Here is a 17,294-nt window from a genome sequence, read left to right as displayed (position 1 = left end):
ATTTTTGTGACCTTTATCACTGTTTTACTGTTGCTAATAGATTTCATTTGATATAAGATTGTAATGAGAATAGAGTGAGAATAGATTGAGAAATAGAATTACGATCCATAGTTTATAGGATATAAAAAACTTAAATTTTCTTTATGTAGCGGAGGTATAAATATGGCTGGTTCAACATTGACGATTAAGGATCTTCATGTGGCAATTGATGGGAAAGAAATTTTAAAGGGTGTAAACCTTGAAATAAAGGGTGGAGAAATCCATGCAATAATGGGGCCAAATGGTACTGGTAAATCTACTTTATCTTCTGCGATTATGGGTCATCCAAAATATGAAGTAACAAGCGGAAGCATTACCTTAGATGGAGAGAATGTATTAGAAATGGCTGTTGACGAGCGAGCAAGAGCTGGCCTATTTTTAGCTATGCAATACCCTAGTGAAATTAATGGGGTAACAAATGCCGACTTTTTACGTTCAGCCATAAATAGCCGTCTAGGAGAAGGCAATGAAATTTCTCTTATGAAATTTATCCGTCAAATGGATGCAAAAATGGAATATCTTGAAATGGATCTTGATATGGCACAACGATATCTGAATGAAGGCTTCTCTGGTGGCGAGAAAAAACGCAATGAAATTCTACAACTTATGTTATTAAAGCCAAGGATTGCTATTTTGGATGAGATTGACTCTGGATTAGATATTGATGCGTTGAAAGTTGTATCGAAGGGTATTAACGAAATGCGCGGTGAAGACTTTGGCTGCATGGTCATAACACACTATCAACGCCTTCTTGATTATATTACTCCTGACTATGTTCATGTAATGATGCAAGGTCGAGTTGTTAAGTCTGGTGGATCTGAACTTGTACAACGTTTAGAAGCAGAAGGATATGACTGGATCAAGCAAGAACTTGGAATTGAAGATGAAACAGTAGGGCAAGAAGGATAAGCGTTAGGAGGATCATAATGACAACGGAAACGAAACTACCATTTAATGTGGATTTTGTTAGCTCCTTTTCGAAGGAAATGGGCGAACCAGCTTGGCTTGAAGCATTCCGCCTAAAAGCTTTAAGCAATGTAGATACATTGCCACTACCAAGACCAGATAAAACGAAAATTGATAAATGGAACTTTACTCAAATTAACAGCCATATTGTCAAAAGTGAAGTGTTTGCTTCACTTGCACAATTGCCAACAGAAATAGAGGCATTAATTGATATAGAGGCTGAAAATAAAAATTTATATATCCAACGAAATCAAACACCCGCCTTTTTAACTTTGTCTGAAGACTTAAAAGAAAAAGGTGTCATTTTTACAGACATTTTTACAGCTGCTCGCGAACATGGTGATCTACTTCAAAAATACTTGATGACTCAAGTGACCAACGCTGATGAGCATCGATTAACAGCGCTAAATGCAGCACTTCTAAACGGAGGAGCATTTTTATATGTTCCAAAGAATGTCGAAGTTAAACAGCCTATTCAAGCTATTTATATCCATGATAATGCAGAAACAAACCTATTTAATCATGTAATTGTTGTTGCTGAAGAAAATAGTGCTGTCACATATGTGGAAAATTATATTTCAACTGTAGAGTCTACAAATAACGTATTCAATATCATAACTGAGGTAATTGCAAGTGCTAATGCAAAGGTTAAGTACGGTGCAGTTGACACGCTTGCAAAAGGTATTACCACTTATGTAAACCGCCGTGGAATTTGTGCAAAAGACGCTCGAATTGAATGGGCTTTAGGCCTCATGAATGATGGAAACACGATCTCGGATAATACAACCAATCTTCTTGGCGACGGATCATTTGGGGATACGAAAACAGTTGTAGTGGGTCGTGGCGATCAAATACAAAACTTTACGACAAAAGTTGTCCATTATGGTAGGTACACAGAAGGTTACATTTTGAAGCATGGTGTAATGAAAGACAGCGCTACCTCTATTTTTAATGGAATTGGTAAAATTGAACATGGTGCAATAAAATCAAATGCAAACCAAGAATCACATGTATTAATGCTTAGTGAAAAAGCCCGTGGGGATGCCAACCCAATGCTGTTAATCGATGAAGACGATGTAATGGCAGGCCATGCTACAACTATAGGTCGAGTTGATCCTGTACAGCTTTACTACTTGATGAGTCGTGGTATTCGAAAAGAAGAGGCAGAACGCCTTATCATCCATGGTTTCCTTGCGCCAGTAGTTAACCAACTTCCTATTGAAGGTGTTAAAAAGCAATTAACCGAAGTGATCGAAAGGAAAGTTCGCTAATGGATATAAAAGATATTCGTCAACTATTCCCAATCCTTAACCAGGAAGTGAATGGACAACCACTTGTCTATCTTGATAGTTCAGCAACATCTCAAAAGCCTATCCAAGTCATTGAAGCATTAGAAAATTATTACCGACTAGATAATTCAAACGTCCATCGTGGTGTTCATACGTTAGGAACTAGAGCAACCGATGCCTTTGAAGGTGCACGTGAAAAAGTTCGTAAATTTATCAATGCAAAATCTACACAAGAAGTTATTTTTACAAGAGGAACGACGACTTCTTTAAATACGATAGCGGTAAGCTATGGAGTAGCAACTTTAAAAGAAGGTGATGAAATTGTTATCACCTATATGGAGCACCATAGTAATATCATTCCGTGGCAACAAGTTGCGAAACGGACTGGTGCTACATTGAAATACATTCCACTCCAAGAGGATGGATCAATTTCGCTTGAAGATGCTCGTGCTACGATCACCTCCAATACAAAAATTGTTTCAATCATGCAGGTTTCTAACGTGCTTGGTGTGATCAATCCTGTCAAAGAAATTGCGAAAATTGCCCATGAAAATGGAGCTGTGATGGTTGTTGACGGTGCACAAAGTACGCCACATATGAAAATTGACGTACAAGACTTAGATTGTGATTTCCTTGCTTTCTCTGGACATAAAATGTGTGGACCAACTGGAATTGGTGTTTTATATGGAAAAAAACATCTTCTTGAAAAGATGGAACCGGTTGAATTTGGTGGAGAAATGATTGATTTTGTACAATTATACGAGTCAACCTGGAAAGAACTTCCTTGGAAATTTGAAGCTGGTACACCTATCATTGCCGGAGCAATTGGCCTTGGTGCTGCTATCGACTTTTTAAATGAGATAGGCTTAGATACGATTGCTGATCATGAACACCAGCTTTCTGCCTATGCATTTGATAAACTTTCAGTAGTTGAAGGAATGACCATTTATGGTCCAAAAGATCCTGCTAGTCGGGCAGGACTAATTACATTTAATATCGATGATGTTCACCCACATGATGTAGCAACTGTACTAGATGCAGAGGGAATTGCCGTAAGGGCAGGTCATCATTGTGCACAGCCGCTGATGAAATGGCTAAAAGTTTCAGCAACAGCTAGAGCTAGCTTTTACCTTTACAATACAGAAGAGGATATTGATAAGCTTGTACGTGGGCTTATCAAAACGAAGGAGTATTTTAGCGATGTCTTCTAATAATTTAGATATGCTCTACCGTCGGGTTATTATGGATCATTATAAAAATCCCCGCAATAAAGGGATTTTAGAAGATGGTAGTCTAACTGTGAATATGAATAACCCCACTTGTGGTGACCGCATTCAATTGACGATGAACGTCAAAGATGGAGTGGTAACGGATGCAAAGTTTGAGGGGGAAGGTTGTTCGATTTCGATGTCATCTGCTTCAATGATGACCCAAGCAATAAAAGGGAAAAATGTGGAAGATGCCATAAAGCTTTCGAAGGTTTTTTCTGATATGATGCAGGGTAATGAGTATGACGACGACTTGGACTTAGGCGATATTGAGGCACTTCAGGGTGTTTCTAAATTCCCAGCCAGAATAAAGTGTGCCACATTGGCATGGAAGGCAATGGAAAAAGGGCTGAAGGAAGAGGAATAAAATAAAAATAGAAACTACGTACATGTGTTGACAAGAGTCAGCGAGCCTTTCATTTTGGGGTTTAAACCTTAAGGGCGGCTTCTAAAAGGTATCAGCGGGAACAAGCATTGCTTTTTCCAAAGGCTTGTTGCGGTTTCTATTACGTAAAGGAGGAAAACACGATGGCGAAAAAAATGCCGGAAATCGGTGATTATAAATATGGATTTTCCGATAAAGACGTTTCCATTTTCCGATCAAAACGCGGTTTGACACGTGAAATCGTTGAAGAAATTTCAAAAATGAAAAAAGAGCCGCAGTGGATGCTTGATTTTCGTTTAAAATCATTGGATCATTTCTATAGTATGCCAATGCCACAATGGGGCGGCGATATGGCATCATTAAATTTCGATGAAATTACTTATTATGTCAAGCCGTCTGAAAAATCTGAGAAAAATTGGGATGAAGTCCCTGAAGAGATTAAAGCGACATTTGATAAGCTTGGGATTCCAGAAGCTGAGCAAAAATATCTTGCTGGTGTTTCTGCCCAGTACGAATCAGAGGTTGTTTACCATAATATGAAGGTGGAACTTGAAGAATTAGGTATCGTATTTAAAGATACGGATTCTGCCCTAAGAGAAAATGAAGATATTTTCCGTGAACACTTTGGAAAAACAATTCCACCAACTGATAACAAGTTCTCTGCACTAAATTCTGCAGTATGGTCTGGTGGTTCATTCATTTATGTTCCAAAAGGAGTTAAAGTGGATACTCCATTACAGGCGTATTTCCGTATTAACTCTGAAAATATGGGACAATTTGAACGGACATTAATTATTGTTGATGAAGGCGCACACGTTCATTATGTAGAAGGATGTACGGCTCCTGTTTATACAACGAACTCTCTACATAGTGCCGTTGTTGAAATTATCATTAAAAAGGGTGGCTACTGCCGCTACACAACAATTCAAAACTGGGCAAATAATGTCTACAATCTTGTTACCAAACGTGCAGTTTGTGAAGCAAACGCAACAATGGAATGGATTGATGGAAATATTGGTTCAAAATTAACGATGAAGTATCCTGCCGTAATTTTAAAAGGTGAAGGTGCTCGTGGTATGACTTTATCGATTGCAATTGCAGGCAATGGTCAACATCAGGATGCAGGAGCAAAAATGGTTCATTTGGCTCCAAATACTTCATCCACAATTGTCTCAAAATCAATCTCCAAACATGGTGGTAAAGTAACGTACCGTGGATTGGTGCATTTTGGACGAAAAGCGGACGGGGCACGTTCAAACATCGAATGTGATACGCTCATCATGGATAATAAATCTACATCAGATACGATTCCGTATAATGAAATCTTAAATGATAATATTTCGCTTGAACATGAAGCAAAGGTTTCTAAAGTGTCAGAAGAGCAGCTCTTCTATTTGATGAGCCGTGGTATTTCTGAAACTGAAGCAACAGAAATGATTGTTATGGGCTTTATTGAGCCATTTACAAAAGAATTGCCAATGGAATATGCTGTTGAAATGAACCGCCTGATCAAGTTCGAGATGGAAGGTTCCATCGGTTAAACCGCCCAAAAACGTTGTTTCAGCAACATTTCTGAGCGATTTAATAATATGCAATAAGCTAAGCGTGCCGATTCAGATTTTATGTTTAGTGTAGAAGGCGAACTTTTTGAGTTCGTCTTCTTCTATTTTTTTCGGCTATATCGAGATAGGTGTCAGGTGTTGTTTTTATCGTTTTATAGCCAGGACGTTGCAAGAAGAATTTTATGCTTGCACCAGATTCAAGCAGCAATACTGCATGAGTGTGTCTAAACCCCTGTGTACCTTTATATTCAACACCAGCTTTTTTACAATAATCTCGAACTGTAGAAGGGGTTAAATAATGGCCGTTATAGTTTTGAAAAATAATGTGTCCTCATTTTTTCTGAAGCTTTTATTACCTAGAATAAATTCCTTTTGTTTAATTTTAAATTACTTTAATAACGGTAACAGTTCCTCATGGGATCCAACCTTCTAATGAAATCATTCGGTAAGAGGATGATTTTTTAATGTAGTTAGGGTTACATTGTTGCTATCATCTCTTCTTGTCTGCCGTTCAATCGTAATTTTGTCTCCATTAAGATCCGTCCACCTTAATGCTCCGTAAGCTGTGTTGTCTTTTTCTTACATCGGATTCCCAAGTAGAATAGTGTTAGTTATGAATCTCATACGTTAAAATAAAAAATGCTGTTTGTTCAACTGCAAGTGTATTATATGCAATGTGTGGGACGAAGGGACAGGTCCCTCGTCCCACTTACTCGATTTAAATATTGGAAAGCCCTGTGGAGAGTAAAATTTTTGCGGGGCTTTTCTTTCTTTCTACTATCAACTCTTAAATATACAGAAATTGATCTTTTTTATTTGAGAGACAACAGGGTGGGGGGAATTTCATATTCATATCTTATTAGGCAAATTTAGAGTTTGTTATCTCATTAATATTTATTTTATAGAGTGTACTTTTTTGGACATTAATGTGGCTGGTTGGTTAACATTCAACACTAATTCTGTAAAACTTAGCAACAATGAAAAAGTAAATACACTACTTTATACCCATTTTTTAATAAATGACTAAGAAGAAAACAAGATAAACCTGATAATAATATTGGATACTATTGGATATTGAGTAATAATATTCAATTCCCATCCAACTTTAATTCTAGGGGGAGGAAGAAGTCTTGTCTGTTTTTAGTTCAATAGGTCATGCATTTCATTCAGTAGAAAGGAGTGTAGAACACACAGCCAAAAAGGCTGCACATGAGGTAGCCCATGCAGAAAAGTCAGTGGCAAAAGCCGTCCATCATGTCGAAAAACAAGTGGAGCACACAGCTAAAGCTGTTGCTCACGACACAGTTAAGGTTAGTAAAGAAGCTAAGCATGCATTTCATTCAGCGGAAAAAAGTGTAGAACATACAGCTAAGAATGTGGCACATGAAGTAGCTCATGCTGAAAAATCTGTTGCTAAAACAGTTCATCATGTTGAAAAACAAGTGGAACATGCTGCCAAGAAAGTAGAAAAAACAGTAGAACATACAGCCAAAAACGTGGCCCATAAGGTGGCGCATGCAGAAAAATCAGTGGCGAAAACCGCCCATCGTGTAGCAGGGAAAGTGGAACATGCTGCTAAAGGCGTGGAAAAATCAATAGAACACACAGCCAAAAACGTGGCCCATGAGGTGGCGCATGCAGAAAAATCAGTGGCGAAAACTGTCCATCGCGTAGCGGGAAAGTGGAACATGTTGCTAAAGGCGTGGAAAAATCGATAGAACATACAGCCAAAAACGTGGCCCATGAGGTGGTGCATGCAGAAAAATCAGTGGCGAAAACTGTCCATCGCGTAGCGGGAAAGTGGAACATGTTGCTAAAGGCGTGGAAAAATCGATAGAACATACAGCCAAAAACGTGGCCCATGAGGTGGCGCATGCAGAAAAATCAGTGGCCAAAGACATTCGTCATGTAGTTGGACAAGTTGAGCATGCCGCTAAAAAAGTGGGGAAATCTGTAGAAAATTCAGTTAAGAATGTGGCCCATGAAGTATCCCACGCTGTGGACAAAGAAGTTAAAAATCAGGAACAAGCTGTGAAACAAATGAAAACGGCCATTTCTAAATATACAGAGAGCATGATGGCTTTTGGAAAACATGTGGGTAAGGATATTGCTGACTCAAAGGTGGCAAAAGGTGTAGAAAATCTCGCTAAGCATCCGTTGAAGACAGGGGAGGCACTGCTGTCTGTAGTAGGCGGAGCAGCCGAGACGGTCGGTGGAACGGTATTTGGCCTCGCCACATCGGAAACCGTTGCGGGTGATCTGGCAAGCATTTTCAATGGGAACCTCTCTAAGGTAGGAACGCACAATTTTGCGGAAAATATGGCAAAGAAATATGGTGGACAAGCCGGTGATGTTGCGTATCTAGCTGTATCAACAGGACTTGGTTTGACCACGGCACCTGAGGCGGAGCTATCGAAGGTAAAGGACTTGGTTAATGTTACCCGCAGTGATATTAAATTTGCCGCTCAAGGTGGCAAAAGGTTGTTGCAAACAGTACGGTCAACGTTAGATAATGGTGGAGAGAGTAAACTAGCCTTGGCTGGGGTTGGTAGACGAGAAACGGTGAGTGTTGTGGGAGTGAAGCAGACCGCATCCAAGAGCAACGGTTCTTTGATAAAGTCTGGAGAGCACGCAGGAGCCAACGGCACGGAGGCGGTAGCAGCTAAGGGTACGGGTAATGGTATTACAAAAGATGAATATAAAAATTTGAGGAAAAAGACACCAAGTAACGATATAAGAAAAATGGTTAATCCAGATGGTCCTAAAGTAGACCCAGTATACGGGTATGAAGTTGATAAGTTTGAAGCAGACCATATTGTTTCAATGAAAGAAATAACTGAAATGGATGGATTCAGTAGGTTAACTAGAGAACAACAAATAGAAATTCTAAATCTAAAAGATAATTTTGCTGGTCTTGGAAAATCTTCGAATGCATTTAAGGGGGCTCATAGTTGGGCTGATTGGAAAGGACATTCTAAGATGGGAGAGGTTCCTGTTAATGTTAGAATGGAAATGCTAGAAAAAGAGAAACAAGCTAGAGAAGCTCTAAATGTAGCTATAGAAGAGAGGTTGAGGTAATGAATAAATTTGAAAAGATTATTATGGGTAAAACCATTATAGTGACTGCTGAAAAAGAATTAGAACCTCAAATAGAAATTTTGTTTGCTATATTAGAACAGGTAGATCGTAATAAATTAATTCATGGATTCTCTCTACAAGTTGGTTGGTCCGTCTATCATTTACATGAGAGAGAAACCGGGAATTTTATATTGACTACTCCTGATTACACTAGAAATCCATTTGAAGATATAACAGAAGATTTAACTTTAGCATTGTGGGTACAACTAGAACAAGGTCATTTTTTGAGAAAGATAAATGTCGATGGTTTATCAATAAAATTTAGTGATAAAATCATACTTTCTAAAGGTGTACTAGAACTCGAGAAAATATATTTACAAAGAAATGGAGATGTTGAAAAAGGAGATTCAGGTTGGTATATAGGCTCTGTAGAGGATAATAATCCTACAGAGTTGTATGCTCTATATGCTTATCAACTACTAAAAATTAGACCAGAAATCATTCAAGTTCTTGCTTTACCAAATGACTATATGGTTGTTTTTGAAGGTAATGAAATAAAAGCAGTATTAAACGAAAACGATGTAGATGTTTTTAAAGGCTCTATATAGATTTTATTTACGGAAATCTTAAGTTACACAACTAAACTATACAGGAAGTAAAACATTGAATAAAGCACTTGATTTGTCTACTATAGGCACAAGTGCTTTTTGTTTTTTTTGTAAGAAATTTATGCATTGGACAACTAAAAAAAATTGTATGAAATTCATAGCTCATGAAGGTAGTACCTTCAAGGCATTCTGTTTTAGTACTGTGTTTGTGAAAATAATAAGAAAAAATAGGCGAGATGACATTTTACATGCCAAGAGGACTTATTATACTGCAAAACCTACAAACTAAAGACAATGACAAAGCTCGTAATGCTAAAGATGGTAACGATACAGATACATAAATCTAGTGAATAAAAAGAAAGTGAGGGTTTTTGAGTGAGACAAAAAGAAAATGATTTACTTGAAAATCGAAAGCTCATTATGGTTGTACCATCAAGGAGTATCATCTTGATACTTGGCGGAACTGAATAAGAAATAGAAATGGGCGAGATGACATTTTACATGACAGGGATAGTTATCATATGGAATGGTTGACAAACTAACGAGATTGACAAAGCTCGTGGCGATAAACAAGAGGTAACGTTAAAGGACGTTCTTTTACAGCCTTTTGCCTATAAATTTTGTGTTGTATTTTAACTAAAGACGGTCGTATAATATTCGCTATTCGTTTAAAAAGTGTTACAAAAAAAATGAAACCACTTACCATCTGGTAGGTACGGTTCTTTGGATGAAATCAAAGAACGGCCGTAAGTAGTAGTCGAGGTTGACTAAGTCGATACCCCTTTTAACTCCTTTATTAGTGTAACTTTTACTAAAAAATGTCTAATTAGCCAAAACCCTTCAATAAATTGCCAAAACCCCCTTAAAATATAGCCAAAACTTAAACGGGTTATTAAATGATCAAATTAATCCCAAAAAGCTCGCATGAAAAACCTATATTTTTGGAGTTAATCCACAGAATAATTTTATGATGGTTTAAAATGGAGTATTTCCAATGGAAAAATTAAACACATATGCTATCATGAATAAATGAGGGTGCTACTTTCACCAGTGTAAATATCGTGGACAGGATTTTGACACGATAATTTGGTTAAGTAGAATTCTATATCCATAAATTCTGCTAGCGTATAAGTGCAACTACGCATAATCATCGCCCTTAGGGGCTTGCCAATAGGCGGGTTTTTCTTTAATTTATTTTTTAGTATGGAAAGGTATGGTTGAACAAAATGGAATGGATTATTCTGGTTCTGATTGGTATTGGAGCAAGTTCACTTGGCTCACTAATTGGTCTAGGTGGTGGAATTATCGTTGTTCCCGCCTTGCTCTATTTAGGTACTTTAACTGGTTTTGAGCATATGACACCACAAGTAGCAGCAGGAACATCCCTTTTTACGATGATTTTCACTGGAATGTCCTCAACACTTGCGTATATGAAACATAAGACAGTTGATTATAAAAGTGGCTTAATTTTCCTAATTGGTAGTGGTCCAGGAAGTATTCTAGGTGCTTGGGTGACAGAAAAATTAAATTTACACTCATTTAATATCTTTTTTGGGCTATTTATTTTGCTCGTTTCGATTGTTTTAATGTTAAAAGAAAAACTTAAGCCAATTCCTTACCGCAAAGACAAAGGAATTATCAGAACGTTCACTGATAACACTGGAAAATCCTTTGAGTATGGCTTTAGTCCACTAATGGGAATTGTTATTTCTGCGATAGTTGGTTTTTTGTCTGGTATTTTAGGGGTTGGTGGCGGTTCCCTAATGGTTCCGACTATGATTTTAGTCTTTTTCTTCCCACCACATGTTGCCGTAGCAACGTCAATGTTTATGATTTTACCAACATCAATCCTAAGCTCGATTACACATGTAATTCTAGGTAATGTTAATTGGATGTATGCATTGGCATTGGTACCAGGGGCATGGATTGGTGCTAAAATTGGTGTCTATTTGAACACCAAAATTAACAGTAAAACGATTGTTATCATTTTAAGAGCAATCTTGGTTATTGTTGCTATACGTCTTATTTATCAAGGAATTATGGGCTAAGAAAATAGAGGGAAGAAGATAATGGAAACTATACATATATATCATACGAACGATATCCATAGTCACCTGGAACGCTGGCCAAGGATTCAACAACTTTTGGTTAATCAGAAAGAAGAACATCTAAAAGCTGGGGATGAGGTATTACTATTTGATATAGGTGATTTTGTTGACCGTTGGCATCCTTTTACAGAGGGAACAAAGGGAAAGGGAAATACTAGGCTATTAAACCAATCCGGCTATACAGCGATAACGATTGGCAATAATGAGGGAATAAATTTTTCTTATGAGGATTTGTCTCTTTTATATGAAGATGCGGACTTCGATGTTCTTGTTGCAAATCTCTACAATAAAGAGGCAATCCATCCTGAATGGGTAAAGGAATACAGGATTTATCATACTGGGCAAGGGACAAGGATCGGTGTCATTGGATTAACTGCGTATTTTCACCATATATATAACTTACTTGGATGGAATCTTTCGAAACCAATGGAAGAATTGAAGAAATGGATTGAAATTGTGAAAAAGCAATCCGATATCATCATTTTACTCTCACATTTAGGAATTCAAGATGATGAAAAAATTGCAGAACTGTTTCCTGAAATCGATGTGATTCTAGGTGGTCATACCCACCACATTCTTCCAGAGGGCAAACGAGTAAATCAAACGATTCTTGCGGCTGCGGGTAAGTATGGACATTATGTTGGACAGGTTACGATCAAAATAAATGACCAAAAAACTGCAATTGAAAAAACGGCTATTTTATTTGATGTAGATATGCTTTCCCCAATCATCGGTGAAAAAGAAAAAGTAGAATTCTTTTATGAACAGGGTAAGAAGTTACTAAATCAAAGGATCGTAAACTTAAAAAGAGAGCTACAGTGTGATCCTTTTCGTGAAACAAATCTTTCCCGATTGCTTTGCAACACATTGAGAGAATGGTGTGCGGCAGACTGTGCGATTATAAATGCAGGCCTCCTTTTGGGGAATTTATCAGGGGAGGTAACAAACTTTGATTTGCTAAAAATTTGCCCTCATCCGATTAATCCATGTAAGGTTGAGTTAACGGGTAGACAACTAAAAGAAGTCATTTTTCAAACAAAAGATCCAAAATGGCCACATATGGAGATTAAAGGCTTTGGCTTTAGAGGAACTGTTATGGGCGTATTCATATTTGATGGAATTTGTTTTAATGATGATAGCCGTCCTTTACTCATAAATGGTGAGGAAATCAACCTGGATAAATGTTATTCCCTTGCCATTCCAGATATGTTTTCGTTTGGAAGATTTTTTCCTGAAATTTACGATTGCAAGCATAAAAAATATTATCTCCCTGAATTTCTGCGCGATCTTTTAAAATGGAAATTACAAACAGAATAAAATTTTCACCTTTTTTGCGCTAGTTCCTCTCTTTACAGCATACATATAGCTTGTAAAGGGGGGATTTTTTTGGCTAAGTTTCGTAGGAAGCATGTAAGCTTTGGCCTACCATTCCGCTATGTATTATTAATATCACTTGTCTTTTTTATATTCTCAACAGCAGCAGGGTTATGGCTTGTTAATAAAGCTATAGAGCCAACGCTAATGAAATATGCAGAAACTCAAACCCGAAAAATCGCTTCACTTGTTATTAATGACGCCATTGATAAAAAGACAACGAATGTTGATGATATTAGTAATGTTATTGAAATAAAAACAAAGGGGAAGATATCTTCTGTACAATTAAAAACATCGGTGATTAATCGTGCTTTAGCTGACACTGTTGCTGAGATTCAAAAGAACATAGATGAGGTAGAAAAGGGAAGTTTTCCTTCTTTATCTCAAGTAACTGATGTGGAAATCGAAAAAAATAATAAATTGAGTGACGGGTTTATTATCTGGTATGTACCTTTAGGTCAAGCAACGAAAAATGCCTTGTTTGGTAACCTAGGTCCAAAAATTCCAATAAAATTTAATGCTATTGGTGATATCCGTCCAGATGTAAGAATGAAAGCCACTCCGATGGGGATTAATAATACTTGGATTGATGCCTCACTACATTTGGTTGTGTCTGTCCAAATCATAACCCCATTCACGACAAAAATAACAAAACTGACAGAAAACATTCCGATTGCAGCAGGTTTAATTCAGGGAGATGTTCCGCAATATTTTAATGGAGGTAGCGGTTCATCTCCAGCCATTCAACTGCCAGATAAGAAAAATAAATAAAATGGTGTACTGAAAGTTCATGTGAATCAAAGAACTTAAATTTCAATAATAAAATGACGTGTGCCAATTCACACGTCATTTTGTATGTCATTTTTCGTTAGAGTATTGTGTAGGATTTGTAATAGGTACCAAGACTTAAAATGTCCTTATTTTCGTCTTGCTTGAAATCTTTCTTGGCGCTCCCACATCCTTAAATGCGGATATGGATCAAAGGACCACTCTGTGTATCCATTGTCCTTGTACATGCCATAGTGTAGGTGTGGTGGGAATTTACCTGAAGTCCCTGGAGGCCCGTAACCGGAACTTCCTACACTACCGATAACCATTCCTGGTTCAACAATTTTACCTACCTTTAAATCATTTGCAAAACCGTTCATATGGGCAAAATAATGATAGGTATTATTTATATCACGAATCCCAATTCGCCAGCCTCCATACCTATTCCAACCCTTCATTTCGATAATTCCATAATTAGTTGCACGAACAGGAACTCCGTATCCAGCAAAAATGTCTGTGCCTTCATGTATTCGTCTTCCACCCCAGCCGCGTGCATCTCCCCATGTGGTTCGATAACTATGATTTGAACGAATTGGAACAGGAAATGCATGTGTATTTAAATCAAGCTTCTTAAAGTGACGGTATACTTTTGCCTTACCGACAATAATACCAACTGTTTTATCTCGGTGATAATAATTCCACAGCCCTATTTTTAAGTTATCTTCATCTACACCGTAACCAAGAAGATAGTTAGCCATGGCATATAATAGGTCTTCATCATTCTGTGCGCTTGCTTTTCCATCTCCATCTCCATCCACCCCAATTCCATTGAAAAATTGAATGGTGGCAGGATTTTCATCAGATGGATTTGGATTTGTTAAGCCGGCCCATTTTTCCTGGTTCACAAATATTCCGATAATTCCATCGGTTTTTGGCAAGTCTCTGCGGACCTGGCGAATGTTTCTTTCATATTGATCAATTGCCGCCAAATAGTACCAGGGAATTTGCGTAATCGCTTCTACCTTTTTATATAGCTCCATTCTTTTCTGATATGGATCCAAATCATGGGCTTGGGTATTGTTAACAGCCATTGGAGAGATAAAAAGGATAAGGCATGCGAAAAGTATCAAAAATGCCCGCAAAGGAATTCTCCTTCCATAAATCATTTACAATTTTAGTTTATGAGTTATTGGCTATTTCATAAGGACTAATAAATGGTAATAAAATTGTGAAAATAGTTTGTCTTGTTTCTTCCTTTGTCAATGTGTTACATTGACAAAGGAAGAAACTCATTTATAACAATTTATTTTTAGATTTTGATGTTTAAAACGGAGGTTGGAAAATGAGCAGGAATGAAGAATATGTTAGAAAACCGGAATGGCTAAAAATAAAATTAAACACAAATGATCATTACATAGGTTTAAAAAAAATGATGCGGGAAAATAATCTTCATACAGTATGTGAAGAAGCTAGATGTCCTAATATCCATGAATGTTGGGCAGAAAGAAGAACGGCTACATTTATGATTTTGGGAGATGTTTGCACAAGGGGCTGCCGTTTTTGTGCGGTAAAAACAGGTCTACCCACCGAATTAGATTGGGATGAGCCAGAAAGAGTAGCTGATTCGGTTCAATTAATGAATTTAAAACATGTGGTTGTGACCGCTGTTTCCCGTGACGATTTAAAAGATGGTGGAGCTGCCGTTTTTGCAGAAACAATTCGAGCAATCCGTCGGAAAAATCCAATTACTACTATTGAGGTACTGCCTTCCGATATGGCGGGTAAGGAAGAAAACTTAAAGGTTTTAATGGAAGCGAAGCCCAATATTTTAAACCATAACATTGAAACAGTTCGACGCCTTACGCCAAGTGTAAGATCACGTGCAAAATATGATCGATCACTGGAATTTTTACGTCGAGCTAAAGGGTTATTGCCGACTACTCCAACAAAATCAAGCTTAATGGTTGGTTTAGGTGAAACGAAAGAAGAAATTTTTGAAACTATGGACGACTTAAGAGCAAATTCTGTAGATATTCTAACGATTGGCCAATACTTACAGCCAACGAGAAAGCATTTAAAGGTTGAAAAATATTACAGCCCTGAGGAATTTGAAGAATTAAAACAAATTGCGATTTCAAAAGGATTTAGTCATTGTGAAGCAGGGCCGCTTGTTCGTTCTTCGTATCATGCTGACGAGCAAGTAAGCGCTGCGGCAAAACATAAACAGATGCTTAGTGAACAAGAATCTAAAGAAGCGTAATGTAAAAGAGGGCCTGACCCATACACAATAGACATCGAAATTTGCTGTCATTGTGGTTAATGGGGAACAGGCCCATTTTCTTTAGCTAATCAGAATTTATATCCATAAATTCTGCTAGCGCATAAGGGCAACTACGCTTCTGTCATCGCCCTTAGGGGCTCGCCAATCAGCGAGTTTTCTTTATCGATTTGGTTGACCAATTTTATCATCTGGGGTTTCGCCATTGGCATTTTCACTTGCATTCATTGGTTTTCCTTGTGGTGATTTTTTCATTTGGGTAACTAAATGATTGACAAGGTTACGAGCATTTCTGCTTGTGGAGTCAAGATGTGATAGATTTTCTACATCCCTCATTAAATGTTTATCGTCTGTGACATACACATGATAATAACGTGGAATGACCGTCATTGCAGTTTTCTTTACTTGATCTGCTGTCATATTTCGGTCTTTTGTATCTGTAAGATAGGAAATAAGGACCTCACTATCAGTGACAAGTGTAGCAACGTCATTTACATTTGGTATAGCTGTACAGTATTTACTGATAATGTTGGCCAGTTGTTCACGGTCAATGGCAGCATAGTGTTTATTTGCTTGGTTATTCATGACCGGGTTCTTTTGATGTCGAACAAATCCATAGTTATTACTTACATTGCGAATGTTTTTGGCACCACCTTCATTATAAAGATCCGTCCTTTTAGTATTTACATTCAGGGTATTGCCGCTTTTATGATAAACACCATGATCTTCCAAATTTTTGGAACATCCAGTTAATCCTGTTATAATGCAGAGACTGGCAACCAGTATAAATTTTTGCATCAAAAACCCTCCTTTTTTATTAAAATGACCAAAAGGGAGATTTTTTTTCTTAGTAATTGATGGTGAATCGGTTATAATGGAAATAAGATTGGCTGTTAAATTGGGGTGATATCATGATACTAGTCAACAACACCGCATATGAGGTTACTCTAGAATACCAAAATGGTTTTAATGAAGAGGCCTTTATAGCAAGATATAGTGATATTTTATCAAGGTATGACTACATTGTTGGAGATTGGGGCTACGGTCAGCTCCGTCTAAAAGGTTTTTTTGATGATCAAAATCAAAAAGCTTCCTTTGACACAAAGGTCAGCACTGTAACGGAGTATTTGTACGAGTATTGTAACTTTGGCTGTGCTTATTTTGTTTTGAAGAAAATAAAAAAATAAAAAAAGGGGCAGACTTTAAAATCTGGCCCTTTTTCTAATTGTTAAGGAATTATTGGCAATTTACCTATTAACTCTTTCCGTATGGAGGCTGAACATCCGTATCTGGATCGTCATGTGTAGGATGTGCCCCCTCCATTTGACGAGGCATATTCTGATGCAACGTTTTGTTTTCATAATTAAAGGCACTATAGTAGCGCTGCCCGTCTCTCCAGGGAGTGCTTTTATTCTGAACGGGTTCGTTCTTTCTAATTGGAGAGCCGTAAGGGCCCTCTGGTAAGCTTTCAGCAGTAAGATAATTTCTTTGTTTTTCAACATTAGCGAAATCAGTATACTTTTTTGTTTCTTGATCATCCATCATGCTTTCACCCCTTTACGTTGTTATTA

16 protein-coding genes are annotated in these 17,294 nt (G+C 37.5%); 13 read left to right on the top strand and 3 right to left on the bottom strand.

Annotation, left to right across the window (positions count from 1 at the left end; translation table 11 throughout):
- Nucleotides 1-162 precede the first annotated feature (162 nt).
- From sufC to yunB, 11 genes are all read left to right on the top strand, one after another.
- Nucleotides 163-948, top strand: coding sequence for a Fe-S cluster assembly ATPase SufC (gene sufC, locus RCG20_RS08510; protein ID WP_308183796.1), 786 nt, complete (start codon nucleotides 163-165; stop codon nucleotides 946-948).
- 17 nt (nucleotides 949-965) lie between these two features.
- Entirely contained in the window at nucleotides 966-2,276 is a 1,311-nt protein-coding gene (sufD, locus tag RCG20_RS08505) for a Fe-S cluster assembly protein SufD (RefSeq protein WP_308183794.1), read from the top strand.
- A complete protein-coding gene (locus tag RCG20_RS08500; RefSeq protein WP_308183793.1) occupies nucleotides 2,276-3,505 on the top strand; it encodes a cysteine desulfurase in 1,230 nt (409 codons plus the stop codon). Before sufD ends, RCG20_RS08500 begins: the two co-directional genes overlap by 1 nt.
- Nucleotides 3,495-3,929 (top strand): Fe-S cluster assembly sulfur transfer protein SufU, encoded by a 435-nt coding sequence (sufU, locus tag RCG20_RS08495; RefSeq protein WP_308183792.1) that lies wholly within the window; start codon nucleotides 3,495-3,497, stop codon nucleotides 3,927-3,929. Before RCG20_RS08500 ends, sufU begins: the two co-directional genes overlap by 11 nt.
- A gap of 161 nt (nucleotides 3,930-4,090) precedes the next feature.
- The gene (gene sufB / locus RCG20_RS08490) at nucleotides 4,091-5,488 is read left to right on the top strand and encodes a Fe-S cluster assembly protein SufB (protein ID WP_308183791.1); all 1,398 of its coding nucleotides are present in this window, start codon (nucleotides 4,091-4,093) and stop codon (nucleotides 5,486-5,488) included.
- A gap of 1,151 nt (nucleotides 5,489-6,639) precedes the next feature.
- Nucleotides 6,640-7,227 (top strand): hypothetical protein, encoded by a 588-nt coding sequence (locus RCG20_RS08480; RefSeq protein ID WP_308183790.1) that lies wholly within the window; start codon nucleotides 6,640-6,642, stop codon nucleotides 7,225-7,227.
- 103 nt (nucleotides 7,228-7,330) lie between these two features.
- Entirely contained in the window at nucleotides 7,331-8,587 is a 1,257-nt protein-coding gene (locus tag RCG20_RS08475; RefSeq protein WP_308183789.1) for a hypothetical protein, read from the top strand.
- Complete coding sequence (locus RCG20_RS08470; RefSeq protein WP_308183788.1) at nucleotides 8,587-9,195, top strand: immunity protein Imm33 domain-containing protein; 609 nt, start codon at nucleotides 8,587-8,589, stop codon at nucleotides 9,193-9,195. Before RCG20_RS08475 ends, RCG20_RS08470 begins: the two co-directional genes overlap by 1 nt.
- A 1,226-nt stretch (nucleotides 9,196-10,421) precedes the next feature.
- Nucleotides 10,422-11,243 carry a sulfite exporter TauE/SafE family protein gene (locus RCG20_RS08465; RefSeq protein WP_308183787.1) on the top strand — a complete coding sequence of 274 codons (822 nt, stop codon included), beginning with the start codon at nucleotides 10,422-10,424 and terminating at the stop codon, nucleotides 11,241-11,243.
- 21 nt (nucleotides 11,244-11,264) lie between these two features.
- Nucleotides 11,265-12,620, top strand: a complete 1,356-nt coding sequence (locus RCG20_RS08460) for a bifunctional metallophosphatase/5'-nucleotidase (RefSeq protein ID WP_308183786.1) — start codon at nucleotides 11,265-11,267, stop codon at nucleotides 12,618-12,620.
- A 69-nt stretch (nucleotides 12,621-12,689) separates the two neighbouring features.
- A complete protein-coding gene (gene yunB / locus RCG20_RS08455; protein WP_308183785.1) occupies nucleotides 12,690-13,448 on the top strand; it encodes a sporulation protein YunB in 759 nt (252 codons plus the stop codon).
- 146 nt (nucleotides 13,449-13,594) lie between these two features.
- Here the strand turns inward: yunB and RCG20_RS08450 are convergent, their stop codons facing one another.
- Entirely contained in the window at nucleotides 13,595-14,536 is a 942-nt protein-coding gene (locus tag RCG20_RS08450; protein WP_308184310.1) for a M23 family metallopeptidase, read from the bottom strand.
- Nucleotides 14,537-14,787: 251 nt separating this feature from the next.
- On the opposite strand from RCG20_RS08450, the gene lipA reads away from it, so the two are divergent.
- Nucleotides 14,788-15,705 (top strand): lipoyl synthase, encoded by a 918-nt coding sequence (gene lipA, locus RCG20_RS08445; RefSeq protein WP_308183784.1) that lies wholly within the window; start codon nucleotides 14,788-14,790, stop codon nucleotides 15,703-15,705.
- A 180-nt stretch (nucleotides 15,706-15,885) separates the two neighbouring features.
- Here the strand turns inward: lipA and RCG20_RS08440 are convergent, their stop codons facing one another.
- A complete protein-coding gene (locus RCG20_RS08440; RefSeq protein ID WP_308183783.1) occupies nucleotides 15,886-16,521 on the bottom strand; it encodes a YhcN/YlaJ family sporulation lipoprotein in 636 nt (211 codons plus the stop codon).
- Nucleotides 16,522-16,634: 113 nt separating this feature from the next.
- On the opposite strand from RCG20_RS08440, the gene RCG20_RS08435 reads away from it, so the two are divergent.
- Entirely contained in the window at nucleotides 16,635-16,910 is a 276-nt protein-coding gene (locus RCG20_RS08435) for a YutD family protein (RefSeq protein WP_308183782.1), read from the top strand.
- A 67-nt stretch (nucleotides 16,911-16,977) separates the two neighbouring features.
- Here the strand turns inward: RCG20_RS08435 and RCG20_RS08430 are convergent, their stop codons facing one another.
- Nucleotides 16,978-17,265, bottom strand: coding sequence for a cytosolic protein (locus RCG20_RS08430; RefSeq protein WP_308184309.1), 288 nt, complete (start codon nucleotides 17,263-17,265; stop codon nucleotides 16,978-16,980).
- Nucleotides 17,266-17,294: the final 29 nt, after the last annotated feature.

Source organism: Neobacillus sp. PS3-40, from assembly GCF_030915485.1.
GTDB lineage: Bacteria > Bacillota > Bacilli > Bacillales > Cytobacillaceae > JAUZPL01.
The sequence above is the reverse complement of the archived record's forward strand: the minus strand, read 5'-3'. Positions and strand labels throughout refer to the sequence as shown.